Origin of the sequence: Erythrobacter epiphyticus (genome assembly GCF_034653295.1) — a bacterium.
Classification (GTDB): domain Bacteria; phylum Pseudomonadota; class Alphaproteobacteria; order Sphingomonadales; family Sphingomonadaceae; genus Erythrobacter.
This window is the reverse complement of the sequence record NZ_JAYEEU010000008.1, coordinates 26,931-51,206: the sequence shown is the minus strand read 5'-3', so window position 1 is coordinate 51,206 and position 24,276 is coordinate 26,931. Positions and strand designations below refer to the sequence as shown.

The 24,276-nt window shown below is 64.0% G+C and carries 27 protein-coding genes, 1 tRNA gene and 1 other RNA gene; 12 read left to right on the top strand and 17 right to left on the bottom strand.

From position 1 onward, the window contains the following. Window positions 1-12 precede the first annotated feature (12 nt). The 5 genes from SOQ14_RS09795 to SOQ14_RS09775 form a co-directional block, all read right to left on the bottom strand. Window positions 13-1,785 carry a DNA polymerase III subunit gamma/tau gene (locus SOQ14_RS09795; RefSeq protein WP_322897925.1) on the bottom strand — a complete coding sequence of 591 codons (1,773 nt, stop codon included), beginning with the start codon at window positions 1,783-1,785 and terminating at the stop codon, window positions 13-15. An 84-nt stretch (window positions 1,786-1,869) separates the two neighbouring features. Beyond that, an RNA gene (gene ffs, locus SOQ14_RS09790) (signal recognition particle sRNA small type) lies at window positions 1,870-1,964 on the bottom strand. Window positions 1,965-2,026: 62 nt separating this feature from the next. Beyond that, window positions 2,027-2,305, bottom strand: a complete 279-nt coding sequence (locus SOQ14_RS09785; protein ID WP_322897924.1) for an ETC complex I subunit — start codon at window positions 2,303-2,305, stop codon at window positions 2,027-2,029. 15 nt (window positions 2,306-2,320) lie between these two features. Next, on the bottom strand, window positions 2,321-4,756 hold the full coding sequence (gene hrpB, locus SOQ14_RS09780) for an ATP-dependent helicase HrpB (protein WP_322897923.1): 2,436 nt from the start codon (window positions 4,754-4,756) through the stop codon (window positions 2,321-2,323). A gap of 107 nt (window positions 4,757-4,863) precedes the next feature. Continuing rightward, window positions 4,864-5,874: a polyprenyl synthetase family protein gene (locus SOQ14_RS09775; RefSeq protein WP_322897922.1), complete on the bottom strand. Its 1,011-nt coding sequence runs from the start codon at window positions 5,872-5,874 to the stop codon at window positions 4,864-4,866. A 67-nt stretch (window positions 5,875-5,941) separates the two neighbouring features. Here SOQ14_RS09775 and SOQ14_RS09770 point away from each other — a divergent pair, with 67 nt between their 5' ends. Then, window positions 5,942-6,262 carry a chorismate mutase gene (locus tag SOQ14_RS09770; protein WP_322897921.1) on the top strand — a complete coding sequence of 107 codons (321 nt, stop codon included), beginning with the start codon at window positions 5,942-5,944 and terminating at the stop codon, window positions 6,260-6,262. Here SOQ14_RS09770 and SOQ14_RS09765 read toward each other — a convergent pair whose 3' ends face one another. The 5 genes from SOQ14_RS09765 to SOQ14_RS09745 form a co-directional block, all read right to left on the bottom strand. Further along, window positions 6,263-6,661: a hypothetical protein gene (locus SOQ14_RS09765; RefSeq protein WP_322897920.1), complete on the bottom strand. Its 399-nt coding sequence runs from the start codon at window positions 6,659-6,661 to the stop codon at window positions 6,263-6,265. Window positions 6,662-6,720: 59 nt separating this feature from the next. Continuing rightward, window positions 6,721-8,070, bottom strand: a complete 1,350-nt coding sequence (locus SOQ14_RS09760) for a sensor histidine kinase (RefSeq protein ID WP_322898127.1) — start codon at window positions 8,068-8,070, stop codon at window positions 6,721-6,723. Between the two features lie 139 nt (window positions 8,071-8,209). Further along, window positions 8,210-8,887 carry a response regulator transcription factor gene (locus SOQ14_RS09755; protein ID WP_322897919.1) on the bottom strand — a complete coding sequence of 226 codons (678 nt, stop codon included), beginning with the start codon at window positions 8,885-8,887 and terminating at the stop codon, window positions 8,210-8,212. Window positions 8,888-8,980: 93 nt separating this feature from the next. Next, window positions 8,981-9,322 carry a PepSY domain-containing protein gene (locus SOQ14_RS09750; protein ID WP_416232752.1) on the bottom strand — a complete coding sequence of 114 codons (342 nt, stop codon included), beginning with the start codon at window positions 9,320-9,322 and terminating at the stop codon, window positions 8,981-8,983. 53 nt (window positions 9,323-9,375) lie between these two features. Next, a complete protein-coding gene (locus SOQ14_RS09745) occupies window positions 9,376-10,128 on the bottom strand; it encodes an SIMPL domain-containing protein (RefSeq protein WP_322897918.1) in 753 nt (250 codons plus the stop codon). Window positions 10,129-10,232: 104 nt separating this feature from the next. Here SOQ14_RS09745 and SOQ14_RS09740 point away from each other — a divergent pair, with 104 nt between their 5' ends. Further along, on the top strand, window positions 10,233-12,065 hold the full coding sequence (locus SOQ14_RS09740; RefSeq protein WP_322897917.1) for an ABC-F family ATP-binding cassette domain-containing protein: 1,833 nt from the start codon (window positions 10,233-10,235) through the stop codon (window positions 12,063-12,065). Window positions 12,066-12,142: 77 nt separating this feature from the next. On the opposite strand, the gene SOQ14_RS09735 is transcribed toward SOQ14_RS09740, so the two are convergent. Continuing rightward, a complete protein-coding gene (locus SOQ14_RS09735; protein ID WP_322897916.1) occupies window positions 12,143-12,619 on the bottom strand; it encodes a DUF6456 domain-containing protein in 477 nt (158 codons plus the stop codon). Between the two features lie 114 nt (window positions 12,620-12,733). Between SOQ14_RS09735 and SOQ14_RS09730 the strand changes: the two genes are divergently transcribed. Continuing rightward, window positions 12,734-13,327, top strand: a complete 594-nt coding sequence (locus SOQ14_RS09730; RefSeq protein WP_322897915.1) for a helix-turn-helix domain-containing protein — start codon at window positions 12,734-12,736, stop codon at window positions 13,325-13,327. A gap of 38 nt (window positions 13,328-13,365) precedes the next feature. Here the strand turns inward: SOQ14_RS09730 and secF are convergent, their stop codons facing one another. The 3 genes from secF to yajC form a co-directional block, all read right to left on the bottom strand. Then, window positions 13,366-14,343, bottom strand: coding sequence for a protein translocase subunit SecF (secF, locus tag SOQ14_RS09725; protein WP_322897914.1), 978 nt, complete (start codon window positions 14,341-14,343; stop codon window positions 13,366-13,368). A 16-nt stretch (window positions 14,344-14,359) separates the two neighbouring features. Then, complete coding sequence (gene secD / locus SOQ14_RS09720) at window positions 14,360-15,958, bottom strand: protein translocase subunit SecD (RefSeq protein WP_322897913.1); 1,599 nt, start codon at window positions 15,956-15,958, stop codon at window positions 14,360-14,362. A gap of 64 nt (window positions 15,959-16,022) precedes the next feature. Next, entirely contained in the window at window positions 16,023-16,349 is a 327-nt protein-coding gene (gene yajC / locus SOQ14_RS09715; protein ID WP_322897912.1) for a preprotein translocase subunit YajC, read from the bottom strand. Window positions 16,350-16,595: 246 nt separating this feature from the next. On the opposite strand from yajC, the gene SOQ14_RS09710 reads away from it, so the two are divergent. The 9 genes from SOQ14_RS09710 to SOQ14_RS09670 all read left to right on the top strand — a co-directional run bounded on the left by SOQ14_RS09710 (window position 16,596) and on the right by SOQ14_RS09670 (window position 22,919). Then, a tRNA-Pro gene (locus SOQ14_RS09710) sits at window positions 16,596-16,672 on the top strand. Window positions 16,673-16,837: 165 nt separating this feature from the next. Beyond that, on the top strand, window positions 16,838-17,737 hold the full coding sequence (locus tag SOQ14_RS09705) for an HpcH/HpaI aldolase/citrate lyase family protein (RefSeq protein ID WP_322897911.1): 900 nt from the start codon (window positions 16,838-16,840) through the stop codon (window positions 17,735-17,737). A gap of 63 nt (window positions 17,738-17,800) precedes the next feature. After that, the gene (locus tag SOQ14_RS09700) at window positions 17,801-18,214 is read left to right on the top strand and encodes a holin family protein (RefSeq protein ID WP_322897910.1); all 414 of its coding nucleotides are present in this window, start codon (window positions 17,801-17,803) and stop codon (window positions 18,212-18,214) included. 58 nt (window positions 18,215-18,272) lie between these two features. Further along, window positions 18,273-18,782, top strand: coding sequence for a hypothetical protein (locus tag SOQ14_RS09695; RefSeq protein ID WP_322897909.1), 510 nt, complete (start codon window positions 18,273-18,275; stop codon window positions 18,780-18,782). 29 nt (window positions 18,783-18,811) lie between these two features. Further along, window positions 18,812-18,955, top strand: coding sequence for a hypothetical protein (locus tag SOQ14_RS09690; protein WP_322897908.1), 144 nt, complete (start codon window positions 18,812-18,814; stop codon window positions 18,953-18,955). Window positions 18,956-18,988: 33 nt separating this feature from the next. Continuing rightward, window positions 18,989-19,429: a type II 3-dehydroquinate dehydratase gene (locus SOQ14_RS09685; protein ID WP_322897907.1), complete on the top strand. Its 441-nt coding sequence runs from the start codon at window positions 18,989-18,991 to the stop codon at window positions 19,427-19,429. Between the two features lie 95 nt (window positions 19,430-19,524). Beyond that, entirely contained in the window at window positions 19,525-20,025 is a 501-nt protein-coding gene (accB, locus tag SOQ14_RS09680; protein ID WP_322897906.1) for an acetyl-CoA carboxylase biotin carboxyl carrier protein, read from the top strand. A gap of 3 nt (window positions 20,026-20,028) precedes the next feature. Beyond that, on the top strand, window positions 20,029-21,378 hold the full coding sequence (gene accC, locus SOQ14_RS09675) for an acetyl-CoA carboxylase biotin carboxylase subunit (RefSeq protein ID WP_322897905.1): 1,350 nt from the start codon (window positions 20,029-20,031) through the stop codon (window positions 21,376-21,378). Window positions 21,379-21,608: 230 nt separating this feature from the next. Continuing rightward, complete coding sequence (locus SOQ14_RS09670) at window positions 21,609-22,919, top strand: NAD(P)/FAD-dependent oxidoreductase (RefSeq protein ID WP_322897904.1); 1,311 nt, start codon at window positions 21,609-21,611, stop codon at window positions 22,917-22,919. On the opposite strand, the gene SOQ14_RS09665 is transcribed toward SOQ14_RS09670, so the two are convergent. The 3 genes from SOQ14_RS09665 to SOQ14_RS09655 form a co-directional block, all read right to left on the bottom strand. Further along, window positions 22,916-23,221, bottom strand: a complete 306-nt coding sequence (locus SOQ14_RS09665; protein WP_322897903.1) for a hypothetical protein — start codon at window positions 23,219-23,221, stop codon at window positions 22,916-22,918. The genes SOQ14_RS09670 and SOQ14_RS09665 overlap by 4 nt on opposite strands. A gap of 93 nt (window positions 23,222-23,314) precedes the next feature. Beyond that, window positions 23,315-23,761 carry a GFA family protein gene (locus tag SOQ14_RS09660; RefSeq protein ID WP_322897902.1) on the bottom strand — a complete coding sequence of 149 codons (447 nt, stop codon included), beginning with the start codon at window positions 23,759-23,761 and terminating at the stop codon, window positions 23,315-23,317. Beyond that, a complete protein-coding gene (locus SOQ14_RS09655; RefSeq protein WP_322897901.1) occupies window positions 23,758-24,219 on the bottom strand; it encodes an Lrp/AsnC family transcriptional regulator in 462 nt (153 codons plus the stop codon). The genes SOQ14_RS09660 and SOQ14_RS09655 overlap by 4 nt, the downstream gene beginning before the upstream one ends. Window positions 24,220-24,276 lie beyond the last annotated feature (57 nt).

Sequence of the window (24,276 nt, the reverse complement as noted above, 5' to 3'; positions counted from 1 at the left end):
GGGGGTTCTCCATCATCTGCGGGAAGAGCCGCCAGCGGCAACGGCAGCCGGCGGCCCGAGAATTTCGGCATCGGGAAAAGCGGCGAGCGCGGCCTGCACCAGCGGATCGGAACGGATCCGTTCTTCGCGCGCCTTCGCTTCGGCATCGGCCGCCTCACGCAAGGACAGTTGCGCCTCGCCCGTCCCGCGCTCGACTAGCCAGCGCTTGCCCGTGAGCTTGAACAGGGCATCGCGGATATCGGGCGCGGGGTCTTCGGGGAACGTGTCAGCAAGCTGATAGACCAGCTTTTCCGGGCTGAGCGCAATCACCCGCACGCGGTCGCGCATGATCTGCGCCACGCGCAACTGCCCGGCGGCATCGACCTGTTCGACCAAACTGGCCCAATCAAGCGCAGCCCCCGAGGCCACAGGCGCGGTAGGCTCGGGAGCGGGCGCATCGCCGGGCACAGCGGGCGCCGCCGCGACACCGCCCTTGGCAAGCTCCTCGATCCGCCGCATCAAGGCGCCTGGATCGGGCATCTGGGTGGCATGAAGCACCCGCAACAGCGCCATCTGGAGCGAGACCAGCGGATCAGGCCCGCTGCGCACTTCCTCGTGCCCTTTCAGCAGCAATTGCCACAGCCGGTGCGCTTCGGCAGGCGCGAGCCGCGCGGCAAAATCAGCCAGCGCTGCGCGCTCTTCCTCGCTCGGCGCATCGGGCTCGCCGCCCGCGACCTGCGCGAGGGTGATCTTGTGCACGAGGTTCATCAGGGCACGCATCAGCGCCAGCGGTTCAACCCCGAGCGCATATTGTTCATCAATCGCCGCCAGCAGCGCCTTGGCATCGCCCGCCAGCAGATGGCCGAGCACACGCCGCTGGGCGCCCTTGTCCGCCAGCCCGAGCATTTCCGACAACCGCTCGGCCGTGACCCGCCCCGCGCCATCAAGGTCCGCATGGGCAATCGCCTGATCGAGGATCGAAAGCCCGTCGCGCACCGATCCTTCGGCGGCCGACGCGATCATCCGCAGGGCTTCCAGATCGGCCTCAACCCCTTCGGCCGCGCACACCTTGGCAAAATGCCCCGCCAACAATTCCGCCGGGATACGCCGCAAGTCGAACCGCTGGGTGCGGCTCAAAACGGTGACGGGCAGCTTGTCGACTTCGGTGGTGGCGAACAGGAACTTCACATGCGCAGGCGGTTCCTCAAGTGTCTTGAGCAAGGCATTGAAAGCATTGCGCGACAGCATGTGAACTTCGTCGATGATGTAGATCTTGTAGCGTGCCGAAACCGCCGCGTAGCGCACCTGTTCGATGATCTCGCGGACATCATCGACCCCGGTGTTCGAGGCGGCATCCATCTCGATCACATCAATATGGCGGCCCTCGGCAATGGCGCGGCACGGCTCGCACTGGCCGCACGGATCAATCGTTGGCCCGCCCTGCCCGTCCGGCCCGACGCAGTTGAGCGCCTTGGCGATCAGCCGCGCGGTCGACGTCTTGCCGACCCCGCGCACCCCCGTCATCAGGAAGGCATGCGCCAGCCGATCGCGCGCAATGGCGTTGGCGAGCGTGCGCACCATCGCCTCCTGCCCGATCAACTCGGAGAAAGTCTGCGGGCGGTATTTGCGCGCCAGCACGCGGTAGGGCTGGCTAGGCGTTGCGGTGGCGACGGGAGCGGACGCAGGCTTGTGCGATGGCGGAGCGGCAGGCGCATCGCCGAACAGCGCGTTCTGCCCGGCTGCTTCCAGCTCGGCAGCGCTTGGGCCAGCCTCTTCTTCGGGCAGATCGGGATCGGAATCAGTCACGCGGGCAAGCTAGGCGCTCGGGGCCGATTTGTCATCGCGCATGGCAGGAAAAACGGGGGCAAGTGCGTCAAAGCATAGCTTGCAAATAAAGGAGCCGGGCGACCCGCCGCAATCCACCTGTGCTGCTGCCTTCCGGCCCTGACACGGTGAGCGGACGCAAACGTCCACCCGACTCCCAGACGGGCATATGGCGGGGGTTGCGCAGGATTTCAAGCGCCCAATCCGGGCGCTTAGGGCAATCTCAGCGGAAGTTATCCGCGTAGGCCTGAAGCTTGAGAGTCTTCACCGGCGCCGCGTGCACCCGCGCGGCGATGCCATATTTGGCGGCATAGGCTTGGGCGGCGTCCTTGTCAGGAAAGGTCAGACGCACCTGTGACTGGGTGTCGCGGGTCGCCGTCCAGCCCATAAGCGGATCGGCCCAGCGCGCATCAGCCGGGGCAAATTCAAGCACCCAGACATCGCTCTTGGCCTTGCCCGATTGCATCGCACTTTTGGGTTGCTGAAAGATTCGTGCCGTCATGCGCAGCCCTGTAAATCAGCTTTCGCTGCGATTGAAGGCGTTTTTGGTCTTGAGGCTCGGCCTTTCCAGCCACGGCTGGTCCGGCCAGCGGTGCTTGGGGTAGCGCCCTTTCATATCCTTGACCACATCCGCCCACGACCCGCGCCAGAAACCCGGCAGATCGCGGGTCGCCTGAATCGGGCGCCCGGCCGGGCTGGTCAGCTTCAGCAATAGCGGGGTCGCGCCGATCATGGGGTGGCTATCCAGCCCGAACAGCGCTTGCACCCGCACTTCGGTGCTGGGCGCATCATCACCCGCATAGTCGATCGCGTGGCGGGTATCGGCGGGCGAGGTGAAGTGCGTCGGCGCCGCGCGATCAAGCCTCTGGCGGGTCGGCCAATCCACCAGTCCGAGGGCTGCTTCGGCATAGTGGCCTGCCGGGAGGTCGAGATCGCGCCGACCATGCAGCAGCGGTGCGAGCCAGCTTGCCGCCGTAGCGCGCAGCGCGTCTTCCGACAGCGCGGCAATCCCGGCAAAGCGCGCCCGCGCAAGGAAGCCTGCGGGAAGCAATTCCCCCAGCTTCTCCAGAGCTTTGCCCACAAGGATATCCACAGCCTGTGCGGGGTCGGGCGCAGGCTCTGGCGCGCTTGTCAGCAGAATCGCACCCAAGCGCTTTTCGCGACGGGCCTCGATCCGGTTCTTCTCACTGTTCCAACGCACGAGCGCGCGCTCCTGCAACTCATCCTGAAACAGTGCGGCGATCCGTTCCGGCGCGATGGCGATGCCAGCAGTGATCCGCGCGCCCTTGGCCTCGCCTTGCGCATCGCCGATCACGATCCATTCGGCGCGGGCCAGCGGCGAGGCGGGATCGAGCCGGAATCCGCGCCCACCGGCGCTGATCCAGTGCTCCCCCGTGCCATCCCGGCGCCGGGCGACGAAATCGCGCCGCGCCAGCGCGAGGCATTCGGCAGGGTTCGCGGCAGGCGTATCGCCCATGCCCGCAGTCAACTTCTCCGCCTGCTGCGCCCAGCCGCGCGCGATTTGCCATCCGGCCTTGGCGCGGGGTGCGCGATCATCACCAAGCCGCAGAGCGCGCGCGGCGAGATCCTCGCCCCGCCCGCCCAGCCCGCGTTCCTGCAGCAGCAGCACCAGCCGCGCGGTCTCGTCGGCGCAGCCCGCCCGCGCCGCCAACAGCAACGCAGCAGCCTGATCGGGTGCCATCGGCAGGGCCGCAATCGCCTCGCCAAGGGGCGTGATCCGCCCCGCAACATCAAGCGCGCCCAGCGACTCCAGCATCGCCCGGGCCGCTGCGACCGAGGCTTCGGGCGGAGGATCGAGCCATGCCAGCCCTGCCGGATCGGCCGCCCCCCACTTCGCCAGCCGCAGCAGCAGCGGAGCCAGATCAGCGCTGACAATCTCGGGCGGCGCAAACTCGGGCAGCGATTTGTGGCTCGCCTCTTCCCACAAACGATAGGCCACGCCAGGCCCCTGCCGCGCGGCGCGCCCGGCGCGCTGCACCGCCGAGGCCTGGCTGACCCGCCGCGTCACCAGATGCGTGGTGCCCGCCGCGCGATCATATTCGGCAAGCCGCGCCATGCCGCTATCGATCACCACGCTAACACCATCGAGCGTGAGTGAGGTTTCCGCAATCGCGGTGGCGAGCACGATCCGGCGGCGCCCCTGCGGATCGCGGCGGATCGCCGCGCGCTGGCCTGCAGGCTCGATCTGGCCATGCAGCGCGTGGAGCGGGATATCCGGCAAGCGCGGCTCCACCCGCTCGCGCACCCGTTCGATCTCGCGCACGCCCGGCAGAAAGGCGAGGATATCCCCCGCCTCGTCCCGCCACGCCTGCATGATGGCGGCGGCCATGCGATCCTCGAGCGGCTGCAAACTATCGCCGCCAAGCCATTTTACTGTCAGCGGAAAACTGCGGCCCGCGCATTCGATAACAGGCGCATCCTCACCCAGCAGGCGGGCAAAGCGGGTGCCATCAATCGTTGCCGACATCACCAGCACACGCAGATCCTCGCGCAGCACCCCGCGCGTTTCGAGCGCAAGCGCCAGCCCCAGATCGCTGTCGAGGTGGCGTTCATGGGCTTCATCGAACAGCAGCGCCGAAACCCCCGCCAGTTCAGGATCGTCCACCAGCCGGTTCACGAGGATCGCTTCGGTCACCACCAGAATGCGGGTGCGCGCTGACGCCTTGCTGTCGAGCCGTGTGAGATAGCCCACGGTTTCGCCCGGACTTTCGCCCAGCATCTCGGCCATGCGCTCGGCCGCGGCACGCGCCGCCACGCGGCGCGGCGAGGTGATGATGATCTGCCCGGTGCACCACGGCTCGGCCAACAGAGCGGGCGCAACCGCGGTGGTCTTCCCCGCGCCCGGCGGCGCGATCAACACCGCAGCACCCCGCTCCGCGAGAGCGGTGCGGATGTCAGGCAGGACAGCGTGGATGGGAAGGTCGGGGTTCAACGGTAAACCCGTTCATGCTGAGCCTGTCGAAGCATCGTCTTTGCTTCGGGCTCCCGGCTAGAAGAAGAAAGGCCCTTCGACAAGCTCAGGGCGAACGACGGTTGAGCCTAGTGCCCCCGCGCGACTGCGAATTGCGCGGCTTCGGCCATCGCGGCACGGGCCTTGCTATCGGGGAAGATCGAAATGGCATCAATTGCCCGGTGTGCAAAGTGGCGCGCCCGCTCGCGGGTGTCTTCCAGCGCATTGTGCTTTTCGATCAGGCGGATCGCGTGGGCCAAGTCGTCATCCGAGGTGCGGTGGCCGATAATCGCGGCCTTCCAGAACTTGCGCTCTTCCTCGTCGCCGCGGGCATAGGCGAGGATCACCGGCAAGGTCATCTTGCCTTCGCGGAAATCGTCCCCCTGCTCCTTGCCCATTTGCGCGGCATCGGAATCATAGTCGATCGCATCATCAACAAGCTGGAACGCCACGCCGAGATTGCGGCCATAGGCTTCGAGCGCGTGCTCCTGTTCTTCCGAACATTCCGCCACCACCGCGCTGATCTGGCTGGCGGCAGCAAACAGGGCAGCCGTCTTGGCGCCGATGATGTGAAGATATTGTTCTTCGCTGGTGGTGATCTGGCGCTGCGCCGACAATTGCGAGACTTCGCCTTCCGCGATCACGGCACTGGCGCGCGACAGGATCGAGAGGACCCGCAAGGAGCCGTCCTCGGTCATCAGTTCGAAAGCGCGGCTGAACAGGAAATCGCCGACGAGCACGGTCGCCGGATTGCCGAAAATGATGTTGGCCGCAGCCTTGCCGCGCCGCAGTTCGCTGCCATCCACCACATCATCATGCAGCAGCGTCGCGGTGTGAATGAATTCGACCGCGGCGGCGAGCTTGTAATGGCGGGTGCCCTTGTATCCCACCAGTTCCGCCCCGGCGAGCGTCAGCATCGGGCGCAGCCGCTTGCCGCCGCCGGAAATCAGGTGCCCGGCCAGCCGCGGGATAAGCGGGATCTCGCTCTGCATCCGTTCGAGGATCACGGCGTTGACGGAATTCATCCCCGCCGCTGTCAGCGACAGCATCGGGTCAAGCGTGGGCCTGCTGCGCGGCAGAGGGACGACATCGGCGCTCATGGGCGAGAGCCTTAGGGGCACGCCGCCGCGCTTGGCAAGCGGGGATTTGGTGCTAGGTTTGCAGCCTATGTCCGATCCCGTGCACGCCTCATCCCCACCCGATCCGATGCCTGACCCGGTTCTGGCGGCCTTCCGCAAGAGCATCGACAATATCGATGCCGCGCTGATTCACATTCTCGCAGAACGGTTTCGCATCACGCAGGCGGTGGGCGAATACAAGGCCAAGGCGACCTTGCCCCCGGCTGATCCCGATCGCGAGGCGCGCCAGATTGCCCGGCTTCGCAAGCTTTCGGAAGAAGCCGATCTCGATCCCGAATTCTCAGAGAAATTCCTGCGCTTCATCATTGATGAAGTGATCCGCCACCACGAAAAGGCGCGCAGCGGCTGATCACGGCGCAGGCGCGGGCAGCGCCATCGGCGGCGGGGCGGAACCCGCACCAGCCCCCTGCTCCCGCTCAATCTCCTCGGCACGGCGGCGCAAGGCATCGCTGCGTTCGCGCAGGATGCGCGCCTCATTGCGCGACAAGCGCACCAGATTGCCCTTGCGATCCAGCGCAACCCGCCCGCGACCGGGATAGATCAGCGTATCGAGATAGGGGCGGCGCCGCGCCAAGGCGCCTTCCGGCTCCGGCCCGATGCCCTGCCGGCTGAGTTCGGGCGCAACATAGGGGCTGGCGAAAACGCCGCGCGTGGCCCCAAGCGCTGCAAAAGGTTCGGGACTGGCGCAAGCGCTGGCCGTGATGGCCAGCGCGGCCACGATGATGACACGGACAGGGGCGCGAGGCATCAAACCAGCTCCTTCGCCGGTTTGATGACACGGCGATGATGAACCGGCGCTGTCAGCGATCAGGCGCGGGGCAAGCGCAGTTCGACCAGCAGGCCGCCGAGATCCTCGCTCGCGCCAAGGCTGACATGGCCCCCGTAGATTTCGGCGACATCGCGCACGATGGCGAGGCCAAGGCCCGTCCCCGGCTTGTCGGTATCGAGCCTCGCCCCGCGTTCAAAGGTCGCCGCGCGCTGCTCTTCCGGGATGCCCGGCCCGTCATCTTCGATCCAGATGACACAGCTTGGCCCCCGCGCACCGGCCGGTACGACCTCTTCAGGATCAATCGTCACGAACACGCTGCCGCCGCCATATTTCGCGGCGTTTTCGATGAGATTGCCGAGGATTTCATCAAGATCCTGCCGCTCGATCGCAACCATTGCGGCGCGATCACCCGCAATGTCGAAACGCCCTTCGGGATAGAGCCGTTCGACCGCGCGGCGTACGGCTTCGGCGCTGGCATGGACATTGGTGCGGGCATGGCCGACCGCGCGTCGCCCCACCGCCCGGGCGCGGGCGAGATGGTGATCGACATGGCGCTGCATGGTGCGCGCCTCGCGCATTACCGCCTCATCAAGATCAGGCGCATGCGCGCTCGCCGCATTGGTGAGCACCGTGAGCGGCGTCTTGAGCGCGTGAGCGAGGTTGCCGGCATGGCGGCGCGCTTCCTCTGCCTGACGCTCGGTGTGATCGAGCAACGCGTTGACTTCATCGACCAGCGGCTGGACTTCGGCCGGCAGCGGATCGGTGATGCGATTGTCGCCGGTGGTGCGCAATTTCTGGATCGAGGCCCGCACGCGCCGCAAGGGCGAAAGGCCATAGCGGATCTGCAAGGATGCCATGACCATCAGCCCCAACCCGAGCACCGCGAAGCTCCAGATCAGGATCAACCGGACGCGGGCAATCTGCTTGTCCATCTGCGATGTCGCGCTGGCGACCGCAAAGGTCCAGCGGGTCTCACTGCCGGGCAGGATGATGGTGCGCTCGGCAATCCGCAGCGGCTCGCCGCGGAACTGGTTGGAATTGTAGAAATGCGGCTCGCTGTCGAAATGGCTTTCGCCACTATTGGCACTGTCGGCCTGCAATTTAAGCGTGCGATCCCATAACGAACGCGACGGCCAGGGATCATGCCCCTTGCCGCTGATCTGCCAGTAGAGCCCGCTGCCGGGTTCCAGAAAGCGTTGATCGCCCAGCGTGCTGTAGAAGTTGATCTCGCCGAAAGCATCGATTTCGGCCGAGGCGATCATCGCGGTGAGGATATATTCGAGCTGCTCGTCGAAATTGCTTTCCACCTGCGCGGTCAGCGTGCGCTCGAGCGCGACCCCGCCGCCCAGCAACAAGACCGAAATCCACCCCGCCGCAATCAATCCCATGCGGCGCGCAAGGCTCACGCGCTTCGGATCAACGGGCGCTGTTACCGGGGAAGGCACGGTCTCGCCGACAGCGGACACGCTTTCGCCACCGGCTGCCTCGCCCTCCTGCCCGGTGGCAGGCGGCAAAGCGGCAGCGGCATCAGGCGCGCGGCGCGTCGGCCGGGTCGTCGAGGCTGTAACCGAGGCCACGGATGGTCGTTATCACGTCTGCGCCAAGCTTCTTGCGGATCCGGGTGACGAACACTTCGATGGTGTTCGAATCCCGGTCGAAATCCTGATCATAGATATGTTCGATCAGTTCGGTGCGGCTCACCACCTTGCCCTTGTGGTGCATCAGGTAGGACAGCAGCTTGTATTCCTGCGCGGTCAGTTTGACCGGCTCGCCATTAAGCGTGACCCGGCCTGAACGGGTATCAAGCCGCACATCACCCGCCGTGAGTTCCGAAGAGGTGTTGCCCGATGCGCGCCGGATCAGCGCACGCAAGCGGGCGATCAGCTCTTCGGTCTGGAACGGCTTGGCGAGGTAATCATCCGCACCGGCATCAAGCCCGGCCACCTTGTCGGACCAGCTGTCGCGCGCGGTCAGCACCAGCACCGGGAACGTGCGGCCTTCGCGCCGCCACATGCCAAGCACCGTCAACCCGTCGATCTCGGGCAGGCCGAGATCGAGGATCACGGCATCGTAATCCTCGGTCGAGCCCATGAAGTGCCCGTCTTCGCCATCGACCGAAAGATCGACCGCGTAGCCGGTTTGCTCCAGCGTCGACTTGAGCTGCGCGCCGAGCGTAGGCTCATCCTCGACAATCAGAATCCGCATGTTCTACCCTTCGCTTTCTGTTGGGCCGCAATCCGGTAAGAGGCTTTTGGCAAGTGCGGTTTTTGGCGCCGCGCGTCAAGCGCAGCGCAGGCGCTAGCGCGAGCGCCCGATGATCCGTCCGGTGCGGGCATCGACATCGACATAGCTGACGCGCCCTTCCCGGATGAATTTGAGCCGATAGGCCCGGGCCACGGAATCATAGGCCGGGCCGAGATATTCGCTGCCTTGCATCTGCGGCAGCACGCGCCGTTCGATTTCCCGCAAGGAAAGCTGGGTTCCCGCCTGAATCTCGCGGCGCGCCTCGTCCTGCTCGCTGCGCGGATATTCCTGCGCCTCGAGACCGGCAGACCCCGCAATGCTCATCCCGGCAAGCGCCAACGCCACGCTGGCGACCATCGGGGAGTGCGAGAAGAACGGGCATTTCATGATGTGCATGCCTCTAGCCGCGGGGCGTTTAACCGACCGTGAATGGCCTGCCAAGCAACCTGTCAGGTGGCCGGGCGACCTTTCACCAGCTCATACTGGATCGCAATGCTGATCCCCGTCTGCACCATCCCCGGCTGGACCGGCGGAGCGGCTGCGACCATATCCGCGCTGGCGCGCATCATGGCGCGTTCGGGCATCGCCGACATGCCCGACATGCTCTCGGTGATCGTCAGCACCTTGGCGCTGTCATAGCCAAGCTGGCGGGCATAATCCGCAGCGCGCGCCTGGGCGCGTTCGAGCGCGCGCTTGCGGGCGGCTTCCTTGGCGGGTTCATCATTCTCAAGCTCAAAGCTGGGGCCGCTGAGATCAGTCGCGCCTGCCGTCACCAGCGCATCGAGCACACGGCCGGTCTCGCTGATCTGCCGCAGTTTCACGCTCACCCGGTTCGCCGCCTGATAGCCGCGAAACACCTGACGGCGCGCCTGCTGATCATAATCATACATGGCATTGAGACTGATGCCGGTCGTCTGGATATCGCGCTCGGCCACGCCCAGCTTCTTGAGCTCGGCAATCACCTTGACCATCTCCGCCGAATTGGTGCGCAAGGCTTCGGTGGCAGTCGGCGCCTCGGTGCTGACACCGGCACCAATGGTCACGATGTCGGGCGCGGCCGTCACGCTTTCAAAGATGTTGAGCTCGATCACAGGGCCGGTTGCCGTGATTTCGACAGCCGGGCCGGCCATAGCAGCGGCGGGCAGAGCCAACGCGAGCGCGGCGAGCGGAGCAGTCAAAGCTGTGGCAGTCTTGCGGATCATGGGTATGGTTCCTCCAGTCGTGGCATGCCCTTTGCACAGCACCAGCTTTCGCAGGTGTGAACCGTCTTGTGATGCAGCGCCCGAGCCCCTAGGTGGGCCAGCCTATGGCACAGCCCCCGATCCTCTCGCTTGAAGGCATCGCCCTGCAACAGGGCGCGCGCTGGCTGTTTGGCGGGCCGCATGCTGATAGCGGGACGCCGCCGATCGATCTTCACGTCTTGCCGGGCGACAGGCTCGCGCTGATCGGCCGCAATGGCGCGGGCAAGACAACGCTGTTGAAGATCATCACCGGCCAGATCGATACCGACCGCGGCGAGCGGCGGGTCAAGCCCGGCGCGCGGATCGTGTTCCTCCAGCAGGAGCCTGACTTCACGCCCTACGCCACACTCATGGACTTTGCCTTGGGCGGCGAGGATGCGCCGGCCGAACACGAAGTTGAAGCCATCGCGGGCCAGCTTGGCATCGACATGCGCCGCGAGGCCGCCACTGCCAGCGGCGGCGAGAAGCGCCGCGCCGCGATTGCCCGCGCGCTGGCGCAGGATCCCGATCTGCTGCTGCTTGACGAGCCGACCAACCACCTTGATCTTGGCGCGATCGACTGGCTGGAGGATTGGCTGACCCGCTATCGCGGCGCATTCATCACCATCAGCCACGACCGCACTTTCCTGACCCGGCTGACGCGGGCGACGCTGTGGCTTGATCGCGGCACCTTGCGACGCAAGGAGATCGGCTTTGGCGGCTATGAAGCGTGGGAAGAACAGGTCTATGCCGAAGAGGCCCGCGCCGCCGAGAAGCTGGATGCCAAGCTCAAGATCGAAGCGCATTGGCTCGAACGCGGGGTGACCGCGCGGCGCAAGCGCAATCAGGGCCGGCTCGAAAAGCTTTACCAGATGCGCGCCGCGCGCGCCGCGATGATTGCGGGCGCGGGCACGGCCAAGCTGAAGCTTGCCAGCGATGACGACTTCAAGTCGAAGTCGGTGATCGTCGCCGAAAGCATCTCCAAGTCCTATGGTGAGCGGGCGATCATCAAGCCCTTCAGCTTGCGCGTCCAGAATGGCGACCGGATCGGCATTGTCGGCGCCAATGGCGCGGGCAAGACGACGTTGCTCAAGCTGCTTACCCGTGAGCTTGAACCCGATACCGGCTCTGTCACCCATGCGCGCACGCTGACCGGGGTGATGATCGACCAGCAGCGCAAGGTGCTCCAGCCAACCCTGACGGTGCGCGATGTGCTGGCGCAGGGCGGCGACTGGATCGATGTGCGCGGGGTGCGCAAGCATGTGCAGGCCTATCTCAAGGACTTCCTGTTCGATCCCAAGCTGGTCGACACCCGCATCGGCATTCTTTCGGGCGGGGAACGATCGCGCCTTTTGCTCGCCCGCGAATTTGCCCGCACCGCCAATCTGCTCGTGCTCGATGAACCGACCAATGATCTCGATCTCGAAACGCTCGACCTGTTGCAGGAAGTGATCGCCGATTTCGATGGCACGGTGCTGATCGTCAGCCACGACCGCGATTTCCTCGATCGCACCGTCACCATCACGCTCGGTCTTGACGGTTCGGGCAAGGTCGATGTGGTGGCAGGCGGCTATGCCGACTGGGAGGCCAAGCGGCGACAGGCGGACGCCGCAGCAGCGGCAGTCGGCGCCGGACGCGCCAAGCCGCAACCGGCCCCGGCGGCCGCGCCCGCTGCCAAACCCGCGCCTGCGAACAAGCTCTCCTACAAGGATCAACGCGATTACGAATTGCTTCCGGCGCGCATTGCCGAGCTGGAGGCCGCAATTGCCAAAGGCGAGGCGATCCTCGCTGATCCCGAACTCTACACCCGCGATCCGCAGCGCTTCGCGACCATCATGAAAGGCCTCGAAAATGCGCGGGCCGAAAAGGATGCCGCCGAGGAACGCTGGCTGATGATCGCAGAGCAGGTCGAGGGATGAGCGCTTCGTTCATTCCCAAGGTTTGAAAGCTGAACCGTGAGACACTTGAGACACTGTCCTAAGAGCAAAAACATGCCTCATCGGATGCGATAGAAATCCGCCACCCGCTCAAGCGCGATGCGCAGCACCAGCTTGCCGCTGCGGGTGGGCCAGCCCAGCGATTTTTCGGCCTCGGGCAGCGCTTCGCAGGCGCACACCACCCGCCACAGGATATCTTCCAGCCCCTTGCCTGCCGCCGCCAGCGCCCCATAGAAGCGGGCGCGGGCCGCAATCTGCCTTTCCCCCGCGGACAGTCCGCGATCCGCCGCCGTTGATCGCGCGCGCACAGGGTCCCAACGCATGGTGATGCTGGGGGATAGCTGCGCCCGCTCGTAATCGGCGCGCAATTGCTCGCCCGCATCGAACAGGCGATCGGGCAAATGGCCGCGCGCGTGGAGCCATGCCAGCGGCGATTCGGCGATATTGACGGTGACACTGCGGCGCGGCGTGCCGGAAGGCCGCACCCGGCGCGGGCCTTCGGTGGTCAATTCGCGGGTGACGAGTTCACGCTTCATCGGCTATTTTCCCCTTGGCTTGCAGACGCACAAGGACTTGCCAAATTGGCAGCTATGTAGGAAAGTGTGAACCAATACGGTTATTATCACGCCACCTCAGAAAGCATCCGCCGCATGATCAATCGCATCCGCGCCATCCGGCAGGCCAAGGGCATGACCCTCGCCGATCTCGCTGCCGCTTGCGAGCCTGCCACCACCGCGCAGACGATCGGGCGGCTCGAAACCGGCACGCGCAATCTCTCGCTGGTGTGGATGAACCGGATTGCAGCCGCGCTCGGGGTTGATCCGCAAAGCCTGCTGCGCGCGGAAAGCACGGCGCCCGCGCAGATCATCGCCGCGCTGACGGCGCAGGGGGCCGAAGCGCTTGCCACCCCGCGCGAAGCGGTGCTGCCCAGCGATCTCGCCGCGCAGGGCAGTGGCGCACCGCCGCTGGTGCTCGCCGTCGATGCCAGTGTCGGGGAATACCGCGCCGGTGATCTGCTCTGGCTGCAAGTGCTTGCGCCCGAAAGCCCCGCGCTTGCCCGCGCGATCAACCGCGATTGTCTGGTGCCGCGCCCGGGCGGGCGCTTTGCCTTCGGGCGGCTGATTGACCGGCGCGGCACGCTGGTGGGCCTGCTGCCTCCGGGTGCGGGGCAGAAACAGGTGGTGGTCGACAATCCGCCATGGCTGGCGGTGGCGATGATGCTGGTGCGTCCGCTCGCCCCGTAACCCGCCCTGTCCATCACGGGCAGGTGCGGGAACGGAGATCAGCCTTCGCCGCGGGCGAGCTTTTCCTGACGATCCGCGGCGGTTTCCTGCTGCACGAAGCTGTTCGAGGTCACCCCCATCCAGATCAGCAGCGGGCCAGCCATGTAGACGCTGGAATAGGTCCCGACGAACAGGCCGAAGGTGATCGCTGCCACCATGCCGAACAGGCTGGCCGGGCCGAAGATCAGCAGCGGCACCAGCGCCACCAGCAGCGTCAGCGAGGTCATCACCGTGCGCGCCAGCGTTTCGTTGACCGACAGATCGAGCAGCTCGATCATCGGCATCTTGCGGTATTTCTTGAGATTTTCGCGGATGCGATCGTAGATCACGATAGTGTCATTGAGCGAATAGCCGATGATCGCGAGGATCGCGGCGACGATCTGGAGGCTGAATTCCATCTGCGTGATGGCAAACAGCCCCATGGTCAGCGAGACATCGTGGAACAGTGCGAACATGGCGCCCACGCCGAACTGCCATTCGAACCGCACCCAGATGTAGATCGACACCGCTGCCATTGCTGCCAGCAGCGCGAAAATCGCCTGATTGCGGAATTCACCGGCGACCTTGCCCGACACGGTATCATTGCCGTCGGTGCGGGCATCAGGGAAATTCTTGTTCACCGAGGCGATCACGCGGTTGCCGATCTCGGTCGCCGCGCCCGGCGTTTCCTCGGCGCCTTCGGGCAAAGGCACGCGGATCGACACCTGATTGGGCTTGCCGAATTCCTGCACCACCGGCTCGCCATAGCCGAGCCCGCCGACAAGCTCGCGCAGCTCGGGGATCGGAGCTTGTGCCCGCTCCTCGAAGGTCATGCGCACTTCCTGCCCGCCGATGAAATCGACCCCGAAATTGAGGCCATTCGTCAGCACCGCAGCCCAACTGCCCAAGATCATCAGAATGCTGAAGACGAAGAAGGGCACGCCGTATTTCTGGAACCGGATATTGGTGCTGTCAGGCACCAGTTTGAGCAGCTTCATGGCTTTGTGCGCTCCTTCAGATTCGGATGTCGTTGGGACGCGCTTTGCGCAGCCATCCCGCGACCCACAGACGGGTGAGAGTCACCGCGGTAAAGACCGAGCTGAACAGCCCGACAACCAGCACCACGGCAAATCCCTTGACCGGCCCCGCGCCAAAAATGAACAGCGCCACCCCGGCGATGAAATTGGTGAAGTTCGCGTCATAGATGGCGCGCCCGGCTTCGCGATAGCCCGCCTCGATCGCGGCGATCACCTTGCGGCCGCGCGCGCGCTCTTCGCGGATGCGTTCATTGATCAGCACGTTGGCATCGACGGCAGAGCCGATGGTGATGACGAAGCCCGCGATCCCCGGCAGGGTCAGCGTCATGTTGAGCAGCGCCATGATGCCGAGCAAGATCAGGACGTTAAACACCAGCGCGACGGTCGCATAGACCCCGAACCGGCCATAGGTCGCCATCATCAGGGTGATCACGGCAAGGCTGCCGATCATCATCGCAATCAGCCCGCGCCGGATCGAATCGGCACCAAGGTCCGGCCCGACCGAACGCTCTTCCACCACTTCCAGCGGCACCGGCAGCGCGCCCGAACGCAGCGCAATCGCCAGCTGGTTGGCGCTTTCGGTGGTGAAACTGCCCTTGATCTGGGCCCGTCCGCCAAGGATCGGTTCGTTGATATTCGGCGCAGACAGCACTTGCCCGTCGAGAATGATGGCGAAGGGCTTACCGACATTCTCGCGGGTCAGCTTGGCGAACTTGGCGCCGCCCTGCGTATCGAAAGCAATATTGACGACATTCTGGTTGTCCTGCGGATCAACCCCGGCGGTGGCATCGGTCAGATTGTCGCCGCGGATACCGCCCAGCCGGCGCACGGCTTCAAACTGGCCATCGCGTCCGGTGCCCGGCGCATAGGGGAAAATCTCGCTGCCCGGGGGCGCAATGCCAGCCTGCACATTGGCGGGCAGCGCGGTCAGATCAACAAGCTTGAATTCAAGCTGCGCGGTCTGGCCGAGCAGGTTCTTGAGCGCTTCGGGATCTTCGAGCCCCGGCACCTGCACCACAATGCGGGTATCGCCCTGCCGGATGATGGTCGGCTCACGGGTGCCGAGCTCGTCGATGCGGCGACGCACCACTTCGGTGGCGGCATCCATGGCATCATTAAGCGCGGCATCAATCCCGCTTTGCGTCGGGGTCAGCACCATGCGCTGGCCATCAATGACCTGGAGATCCCATTCGCGCTGAAGGCCGGTGCCCATCATCAAGGGCTCGATCAACCCGCGCGCGCGATCAATGTCAGCGGCATCCTCGAGGATGAAGGAAAGACGGCCTTCGGCAGTCGAAACGTCACCAATGCGGATGCGCGGCGTGGCGCTGCGCATCAACTGGCGGACCGATTCCTCCATGTTGGTAAGACGCTGGGCAGCAACATCCTCGGCCTTCGCTTCGAGCAGCAGGTGCGAACCACCGGCAAGGTCAAGCCCGAGATTGATTTGTGGCGAAGGAAGCTGGGCTGGCCAGCCAAGGCCGGTCGAGGTGAACAGCGAAGGCAGCGCCGCAGCCGCAAGAGCCAGCGTCAGGCCCCACAGCCAGAGCTTCTTCCAAAGGGGAAATTCAAGCATGACAGCTTTGGTCTCACATTGATGGGGTCATGCGGCAAGGCGCGCCGGAAAGCTGCGCCAGGGCTCAGTCGTTGGCAGGGGTGCCGCCCGGCAGCATCACATCGCCGATGGTCTGCTTGATCGCCTTGACGCGCACATTGGGGCCAAGATCAAGCTCGACAAAGGTATCATCGACCTTGACGACCTTGCCGACGAGCCCGCCGGCGGTAACGACCTGATCGCCCTTCTTGAGCGCGGCGACTTTCTGCTGGTGCTCCTTCTGCCGCTTCATTTGCGGGCGAATAATCAGGAACCAGAAGATCAGCACCATGCCGATAATCGGCAGGAACTGGACCCAGCCCGGAGGCGCTCCGGCACCGGCGGCGCCCGCGGCAGCGAGAATGTCAATCATGGTCAATCAGGCTCGTTCTTGAAAAAGGTGATCCGCATGAAAAGGCCCGGCCATGCTGCGCCATGTGGCACGCACCGCCGCCCCTCCCCTTCAAGTGGGCGCGCCTAGCAGCAATGCAAGGCCGCCGCAATGATGGGCCATCGCGCTGCGCACGACCCGGACAACCTGCCCCGCCGAAGCTGGCACACCAACAAGGACGCTTGCCAGCCGCGCGCACCACCCCTATAGGCGCCGCTCCACTGGATACGGGACGTAGCGCAGCCTGGTAGCGCATCACACTGGGGGTGTGGGGGTCGCAGGTTCGAATCCTGTCGTCCCGACCAGTGGAAATCACCTCACAGCCGCAATTGCGAGAACCTTGGCTGCACCGCCCCACGGCGCGCTGCTGGCTGGCGTGCGGGAAGCTTTCGCCCACACGCTGCGCGGATGATCCAAGGCTTTACGCCGCGCGGGTGTCTGCCTAATCGGTGGGACGAGAGGACCAGATCATGGCTGACATTCGCCCCCTGCCCCGCATGAAATCATGGCTGTTCGCCCCCGGCGACAGCGAAAAGAAGCTCGCCAAAGCAATGGCGAGCGAGGCGGATATTGCGCTGCTCGATCTTGAGGATTCGGTGGCGCCTGAAAACAAGCCTGCCGCCCGCGCGCTGGTTGCCGAGGTGCTGGCATCCTCCGATAACCGCGCCCGGCTGTGGGTGCGGATCAATCCGCTCACCACCGCCGATTGCATCGCCGATCTGGCAGCGGTGATGCCGTCCGCGCCCGGCGGGCTGTTCCTGCCCAAAGCCGAAGGCGCTGCCGACATCACCCGGCTGCATCACTATCTCACCGCTTTCGAGGCGGCGCATGGGCTGGTGCAAGGCAGCACCCTGATCGCCGCGCTTGTCACCGAAACGGCAGCGGCGATGTTCCGCACCGGGGACTATGCGGGCGATTATCCGGGCAAGGAACGGCTGGTCGCCATGAGCTGGGGGGCAGAGGATCTGTCCTCAGCCCTCGGCGCGCGCGAGCAACGCGGGCCGGACGGGGAATATGCCCATACCTATGAAATGGCGCGCAGTCTGTGCCTGCTGGGCGCGGCGGCTGCCGGGGTGGCCGCGATCGAGACGGTGCAGCCCGAATTCCGCGACCTTGAAGCACTGGAGAAGCGCGCACGGCGGGTGCGCGCGCAGGGCTTTGCCGGGATGCTCGCGATCCATCCCGCGCAGGTCGCGCCGATCAACGCCGCGTTCACGCCGAGTGCGGAAGAGCTCGCCCACGCCCGCGCGATTGTGCAGGCCTTTGCCGACAACCCCAGCGCGGGGACTGTGGGGCTGAATGGCGCGATGCTCGATCGTCCGCATCTGGTGCTGGCACAGCGTCTCTTGACCGAAGCCGAGAACGGTTAAACCCCTTTCCTACTTTAACCGGATTGGTGATTTTTGCGCGACTCAACCCAAGGAGCGCGCACCATGTCTCTGCTCGGCACCATCATCGGCCCGATTTCCTCGATCATCGACAAGGTGATCCCTGACAAAGCCGGGCGCGAACGCGCCAAGCTGGAACTGATCGCCCTCGAAGGCACGCAGGAATTGCGCCTGATCGAAGCGCAATTGCAGGCGATTATCGCCGAGGCCAATTCCGCCGATCCGTGGACAAGCCGCGCCCGCCCCAGCTTTCTTTATGTGATGTATGCGATGATCCTGTGCGCCCTGCCGATGGGCTTGCTGTCAGCGATCAGCCCCGAGGCCGCAGCGGATGTCGCGGGCGGCATCAACGCCTATCTCAACGGCTTGCCTGAACCGCTCTATGCTTTGTTCGGGACCGGCTATCTCGGCTACACTGCGGCGCGGCAGTGGGGGAAGGTGAAGGGCGTGGATCGTTAGGGGGCTCTTGCGCAATCGAGTCATTTTGCTACTTTCCTCAAAAAATTAGAGGGTTAGCATGGAAATCTCCCGATTGCTTCTTGGCGATGGCACGTGGTCACAGTTTGAAAGCGACTGGCGTGTTCAGTGCGAAACTGTCGACGACGATTTTGATTGTTACGCTCCGGCACCATTGTCGGTGATACGGGATTTCGCTTCCCGAGAGTCTGACAAGGATTGGGCAGTCGCCGTATCACATGGTGATAGATTTATGGCTGCCGCATGCGCCATAAGGACCCTTCAGAAAGGCTTCGACGGACCGGTTTTGCGAATACGAGAGGTGACAGTTTGCCCCTTATTGGATTATGGGAATCTCGACGAAAACGCCTACGTGGACACACTGATCGGCATCCTGAATGGTGCCATTAATCTCTCGGAAAGTGGCCTTGAGGCACAACATATCAAGTTGCATTTACGAAGCCCTGCCGACGCTGTGTTTTTCCGAGCCTTCGGCATGACGCTTGACAGCAAGCGTGTTTTTGCAGCAACGGAGGCCCACGGCGCTTGGCTGACAATCAGCAAAGCGTAGGCGCTTCATGCAGTTGAAGTGAGGAAGCCATGGCAAAACTTGATCAAGCAGTGACAGCGCAAGCAATCGCCGAAGCGATGACGGAGACGGTTCATGCTTTCGGTATCCCTTTCGTGCGCACGCTTTCGTTCTTCCCATCTGCGTCGAAAGTCGTTGTCGCTGAGGCGGCATAAGACTTTCGAAGCCAGTGCTGCTGCGCAGCACCGATGACCAACCTCGTCTACGTCCTCAACGGTCCCAATCTCAATCTCCTCGGCACGCGAGAGCCGGAGATTTACGGCACCACCACGCTCGACGACATCGCCGGGATGTTGGAGGATCGCGCGCTCGAACTCGGCCTCGCTATCGACATGCGGCAGACCAATCACGAAGGCATGCTTGTCGATTGGCTGCACGAAGCGCAAGCAGAAGGCGCGCGTGCGGTGCTGCTCAATGCCGCGGCCTATACCCACACCTCGGTCGCGCTGCTCGACGCGATCAAGGCAATCACAACACCGGTGATCGAGGTCCACCTGTCCGATCCCAAGACCCGTGAGGCGTTCCGCCACATCTCCTACATCGGAATGGCCTCAGCCGCGACCGTCGAAGGGCACGGCCCGCAATCCTACCTGATCGCGCTGGAAAAAGTCGCCCGCGGCGAAATTTGATCCGCGGCGACAACGTCATTGCCACTTGCCAGCCGCAATTTGCGGCAATAGGCGAAGATGACAAATTAACGTAACGGCAAGGAGCAGGGGCGCGCATGGCCAGCGATACCAATGGCAAATCATCCAAAGGCGGCATGAATATCGACACCGCGTTGGTGCGCGAGCTTGCCGAAATGCTCAATGAAACCGGCCTCACCGAGATCGAGGTCGAGGATGATGATCGGCGCATCCGCGTGGCGCGTGGCGGCACGATGATGGCCGCGCCCGCGCCGATGTATGCCGCCCCTGCGGCTGCACCCGCAGCCCCGGCTCCGGCCGCCGCGGCGCCTGCTGCGGCACCGGCAGCCCCGGCGAATGATCACGCCAATGCTGTCAAATCGCCGATGGTTGGCACTTGCTACCTCGCGGCTGAACCGGGCGCAGCGCCCTTCATCAGCGTCGGCCAGAGCGTCAAGGAAGGCGATACCCTGCTGATTGTCGAGGCGATGAAGGTCATGAACCCGATCACTTCGACCAAATCGGGCACGGTCAGCGCGATCCTCGTCGACAATGCCCAGCCGGTCGAATTCGATCAGCCGCTGGTGGTGATTTCGTAAGTCATGGCGATCAAGCGAATCCTGATCGCCAATCGCGGCGAAATCGCGCTGCGCATCCATCGTGCAGCGCATGAAATGGGGATCGAGACGGTGGCGGTGCACTCCACCGCCGATGCCGATGCGATGCATGTGCGGCTGGCCGATCACGCCGTGTGCATCGGGCCGCCGCCGGCGGGTGAGAGCTATCTCAACATCGCCAACATCATCTCGGCCGCCGAGATCGCGCAATGCGATGCGATCCACCCCGGCTATGGCTTCCTTTCGGAAAACGCCAAGTTCGCCGAGATCGTCGAAGCGCATGATATCATCTGGATCGGCCCCAAGCCCGAACATATCCGCACCATGGGCGACAAGGTCGAAGCCAAGCGTACCGCTGGTGCGCTCGGCCTGCCGCTGGTGCCGGGTTCCGATGGGGCCGTCTCTGATCCTGCCGAAGCCAAAAAGATCGCCGCCGAAATCGGCTATCCCGTCATCATCAAGGCCGCCAGCGGCGGCGGCGGGCGCGGCATGAAGGTGTGCGAGAGCGAAGACAAGCTCGAAACCCTGATGCAGCAGGCCGGCAGCGAGGCGAAGGCCGCGTTTGGCGATGCCACGGTCTATATCGAGAAATACCTCGGCAATCCGCGCCACATCGAATTCCAGGTGTTCGGCGACGGCAATGGCAATGCCATCCACTTGGGCGAGCGTGATTGCTCGCTCCAGCGCCGCCACCAGAAAGTGCTGGAAGAAGCCCCCTCGCCCGTCATCAGCCCCGAAGAACGCATGCGCATGGGCGAAGTCTGCTCCAAGGCGATGCGCGACATGGGCTATCGCGGTGCCGGCACCATCGAATTCCTGTGGGAAAATGGCGAGTTCTACTTCATCGAAATGAACACCCGCCTGCAGGTCGAACACCCCGTGACCGAAGCGATCACCGGGGTCGATCTGGTGCGCGAGCAGATCCGCATTGCCGAAGGCAAGCCGCTGTCGGTGACGCAGGACGAACTCGAATTCCACGGCCACGCGATCGAATGCCGCATCAACGCGGAAGATCCGTTCAACTTCGCGCCCTCGCCCGGCCTTGTCAGCTATTACCATGCGGCAGGCGGGATGCATGTGCGCGTCGATAGCGGGCTTTACGCGGGCTACCGCATTCCGCCCTACTATGATTCGATGATCGCAAAGCTGATCGTCTATGGCCGCACCCGCGAAGGCTGCATCATGCGCCTACGCCGCGCGTTGGAGGAAATGGTGGTCGAAGGCGTCAAGACCAATATCCCGCTGCATCAGGAACTGCTGCGCCAGAGCGACGTGCTCAACGGCGATTATTCGATCAAGTGGCTCGAAAAATGGCTGGAGGAACGCGAGGCCTGAGCGCGCGCGTCCCCGGATCAGTGCAAGAATGTTGCACTGCAACACAAATCGGCATCAGCAACGGGCGGAGGGGTTGGTTCCTTCCGCCCGTTTGCTTATGGCGGGCCATCCTCCCCCGCGAGAATGGTCATGTTTCGGCATCGCCGGCATGATTTGACGCGAATTTGTTTTGCTGCCCGGCTATGAACGCGGTCGGGATTGCGCTGCACTTCGGTGCGAAGGAGTGATGGATGAACCGCAAGACCCAGATTGTCGTTGTCGGCGGGGGCGCCGGGGGGCTCGAACTGGTCCGGCGGCTCGGCGCGAAATTCGGGCGCAAGCGGCACGACATCATCCTTGTCGACAAGAACCTCTCCCACATCTGGAAGCCCCTGCTGCACGAAGTCGCGGCGGGCGCGCTTGATGCCAATCTCGACGAGGTCGGCTATCGTGGCCATTGCTACCGCTGGGGTTACCGCTTCTTTCAGGGCAGCCTTGAAGGGATTGACCGCGTCGCCAAAACCATCCGCCTCGCCCCTGTCCGCGACGAAGATGGCAGCGAGCTGATCGGATCGCACACCATCCGTTATGATATTCTGGTGCTGGCGGTGGGATCGGTTTCGAACGATTTTGGCGTGCCCGGCGTCAAGGAAAATTGCCTCTACCTTGATTCGCGCGAACAGGCCGACAGGTTCCGCACCCGCCTGCTCAACCATTGCCTGCGCGTCAGCCGGGCGATGATGAAAGATCCGGCCGCAGATGAACTGGTGCGCGTTGCGATTGTTGGCGGCGGGGCGACCGGGGTGGAACTGGCCGCCGAACTCTACAACGCGGCTGCGGCGCTGAGCCATTACGGGCTGGAAGTCTTCGACGAGAGCCGCCTCAAGGTCACCTTGCTCGAGGCAGGCCCGCGCATCCTTCCGCTGCTGCCGGAGAAGCTGTCAGCCGCCGCGCGCTATGAGCTGGGCCAGCTTGGCGTCGCGGTGCAGGACACGACCCAGGTGATCGAAGCGCGGCCCGGCGCGCTCATCACCAAATGCGGGCAGACCATCGAAGCTGATCTGCTGGTGTGGGCGGCGGGGGTCAAAGGCGCGGAGTTTCTGGCCGGTCTCGGGCTTGAAACCAACAGCCGCAACCAATTCGTGGTGCGTGACACGCTCCAGACTGTCACCGACGAGGATATCTTCGCCTTGGGGGACTGCGCGACCTATACGCCGCCGGGCGCGGATCGCCCGATCCCGCCGCGCGCACAGGCCGCGCACCAGATGGCGAATACCGTCTATGGCAATATCATCCGCAAGCTGAAGGGCCGCCCGCTCCAGCCCTTTGTCTATCGCGACAAGGGCTCGCTTGTGTCGCTGAGCAGGTTCTCGACCGTCGGCAGCCTCATGGGCAATCTGGTGGGCGGCAGCATGGCGATCGAAGGACGGCTGGCGCGCTTTGTCTATAATTCGCTGTACCGCTTGCACCTGCTCGGCATCCACGGCTGGTTCAAGGGAACCTTCCTGATGCTGATCGGACGGGTCAACCGCATCGTGCGTCCGCGCTTGAAGCTGCACTAGAAATCGATTTTCAGCCGCACTTCCGCGCCGTTGGCATTCCAGCCGCCCACCCCCTTGTTGATGAGGTTGGCCTCGGCTTCTGCCGCCTCTGATAGTTTGAGTCGTGCTCGCGGGATGGCGTTATCGAAGTCATCAACCTCGGGACCGATCTCCCGCGTCAGTCGCGCAGAGGGAGCGACCTTCTGGCAGACCACGATTTCGGGATAGAAGGGATCCGCATCATGCGCGCGGCAATCCTCGGCGGCAGGCGGAGGGGCGAGAATGTCGATCACCAGCGGCACGGATGGACGGGAAGGCGACATGGGCGCCTCAGGGCTCGCTTGGACGCTTTCGGTAACGGGCTGAACATCAGGCACCTGATCCAGCATGTCCACCACAACTCCCCTATGGCAAGCTCACTCGAAGGTGAATCCCGCCGCCTTGGCTTCGGCAATCGTTGCCGCACCGGTTTTCATCGGACTGGTCTGCGCCAGATCATACCAGTCAGGCTTTTCATCGATGAAAATCTGCTGCTCGATGCCAAATCCGGACGGAAGATCGAACAATCCGGCGAGAAACGAGCGGCTGCCTGTCGGCAAGAAGCAATACCACAGGTTGCTGCCGCACTGCTTGCAGAAGGCCCGTTCGGCCCACGCGCTGGAGCGATAGACAGTTACCGCGTCATCACCGCTGACGATGACATCCGCGCCCTTGACCCCGGCATAGAAGGCCCCGCCCCAGCGCTGGCACATCGTGCAGTGGCAGATGTCGACTTCGGGATGTACGGCCGTGACGGTGATCTGCACCGCGCCGCACAGGCAGGTGCCGGTGAGAGGATCGGTCAGCGGCGCAAGCGCGCTCACAAGGGAACGCCCGGTTCCTGCTTGGCGGTGCGGATCGTGAGCGAGGTCTTGACGCTTTCGACGTTCGGGGCAGGTGTCAGCTTGCCGGTGAGGAATTCCTGGAAGCTCTGCAAATCCTTGCTGACGATCTTGAGGATGAAATCGATCTCGCCGTTGAGCATGTGGCATTCGCGCACTTCGGGCAGTTCGCGCATGTGCTCTTCGAATTCACGCAAGCTCGCCTCGGCCTGGCTCTTGAGGCTGACCATCGCGAACACCGTGATGGCAAATCCGAGCTTCGAGGGATCAAGATCGGCGTGGTAGCCGCGGATGACGCCTTCTTCTTCAAGCCCGCGCACCCGGCGCAGACACGGCGGTGCTGTCAATCCGACACGCTGGGCCAGTTCGACATTGGTCACACGCCCTTCGGCTTGCAATTCGGCCAGCAGGCGCCGATCAATCTCGTCCAAATTGGCCATCTGCCAATTTCCCCCTTGAGCTGTGCGGCGCGCGGGCGCTGACCCATCTTCCCGCTG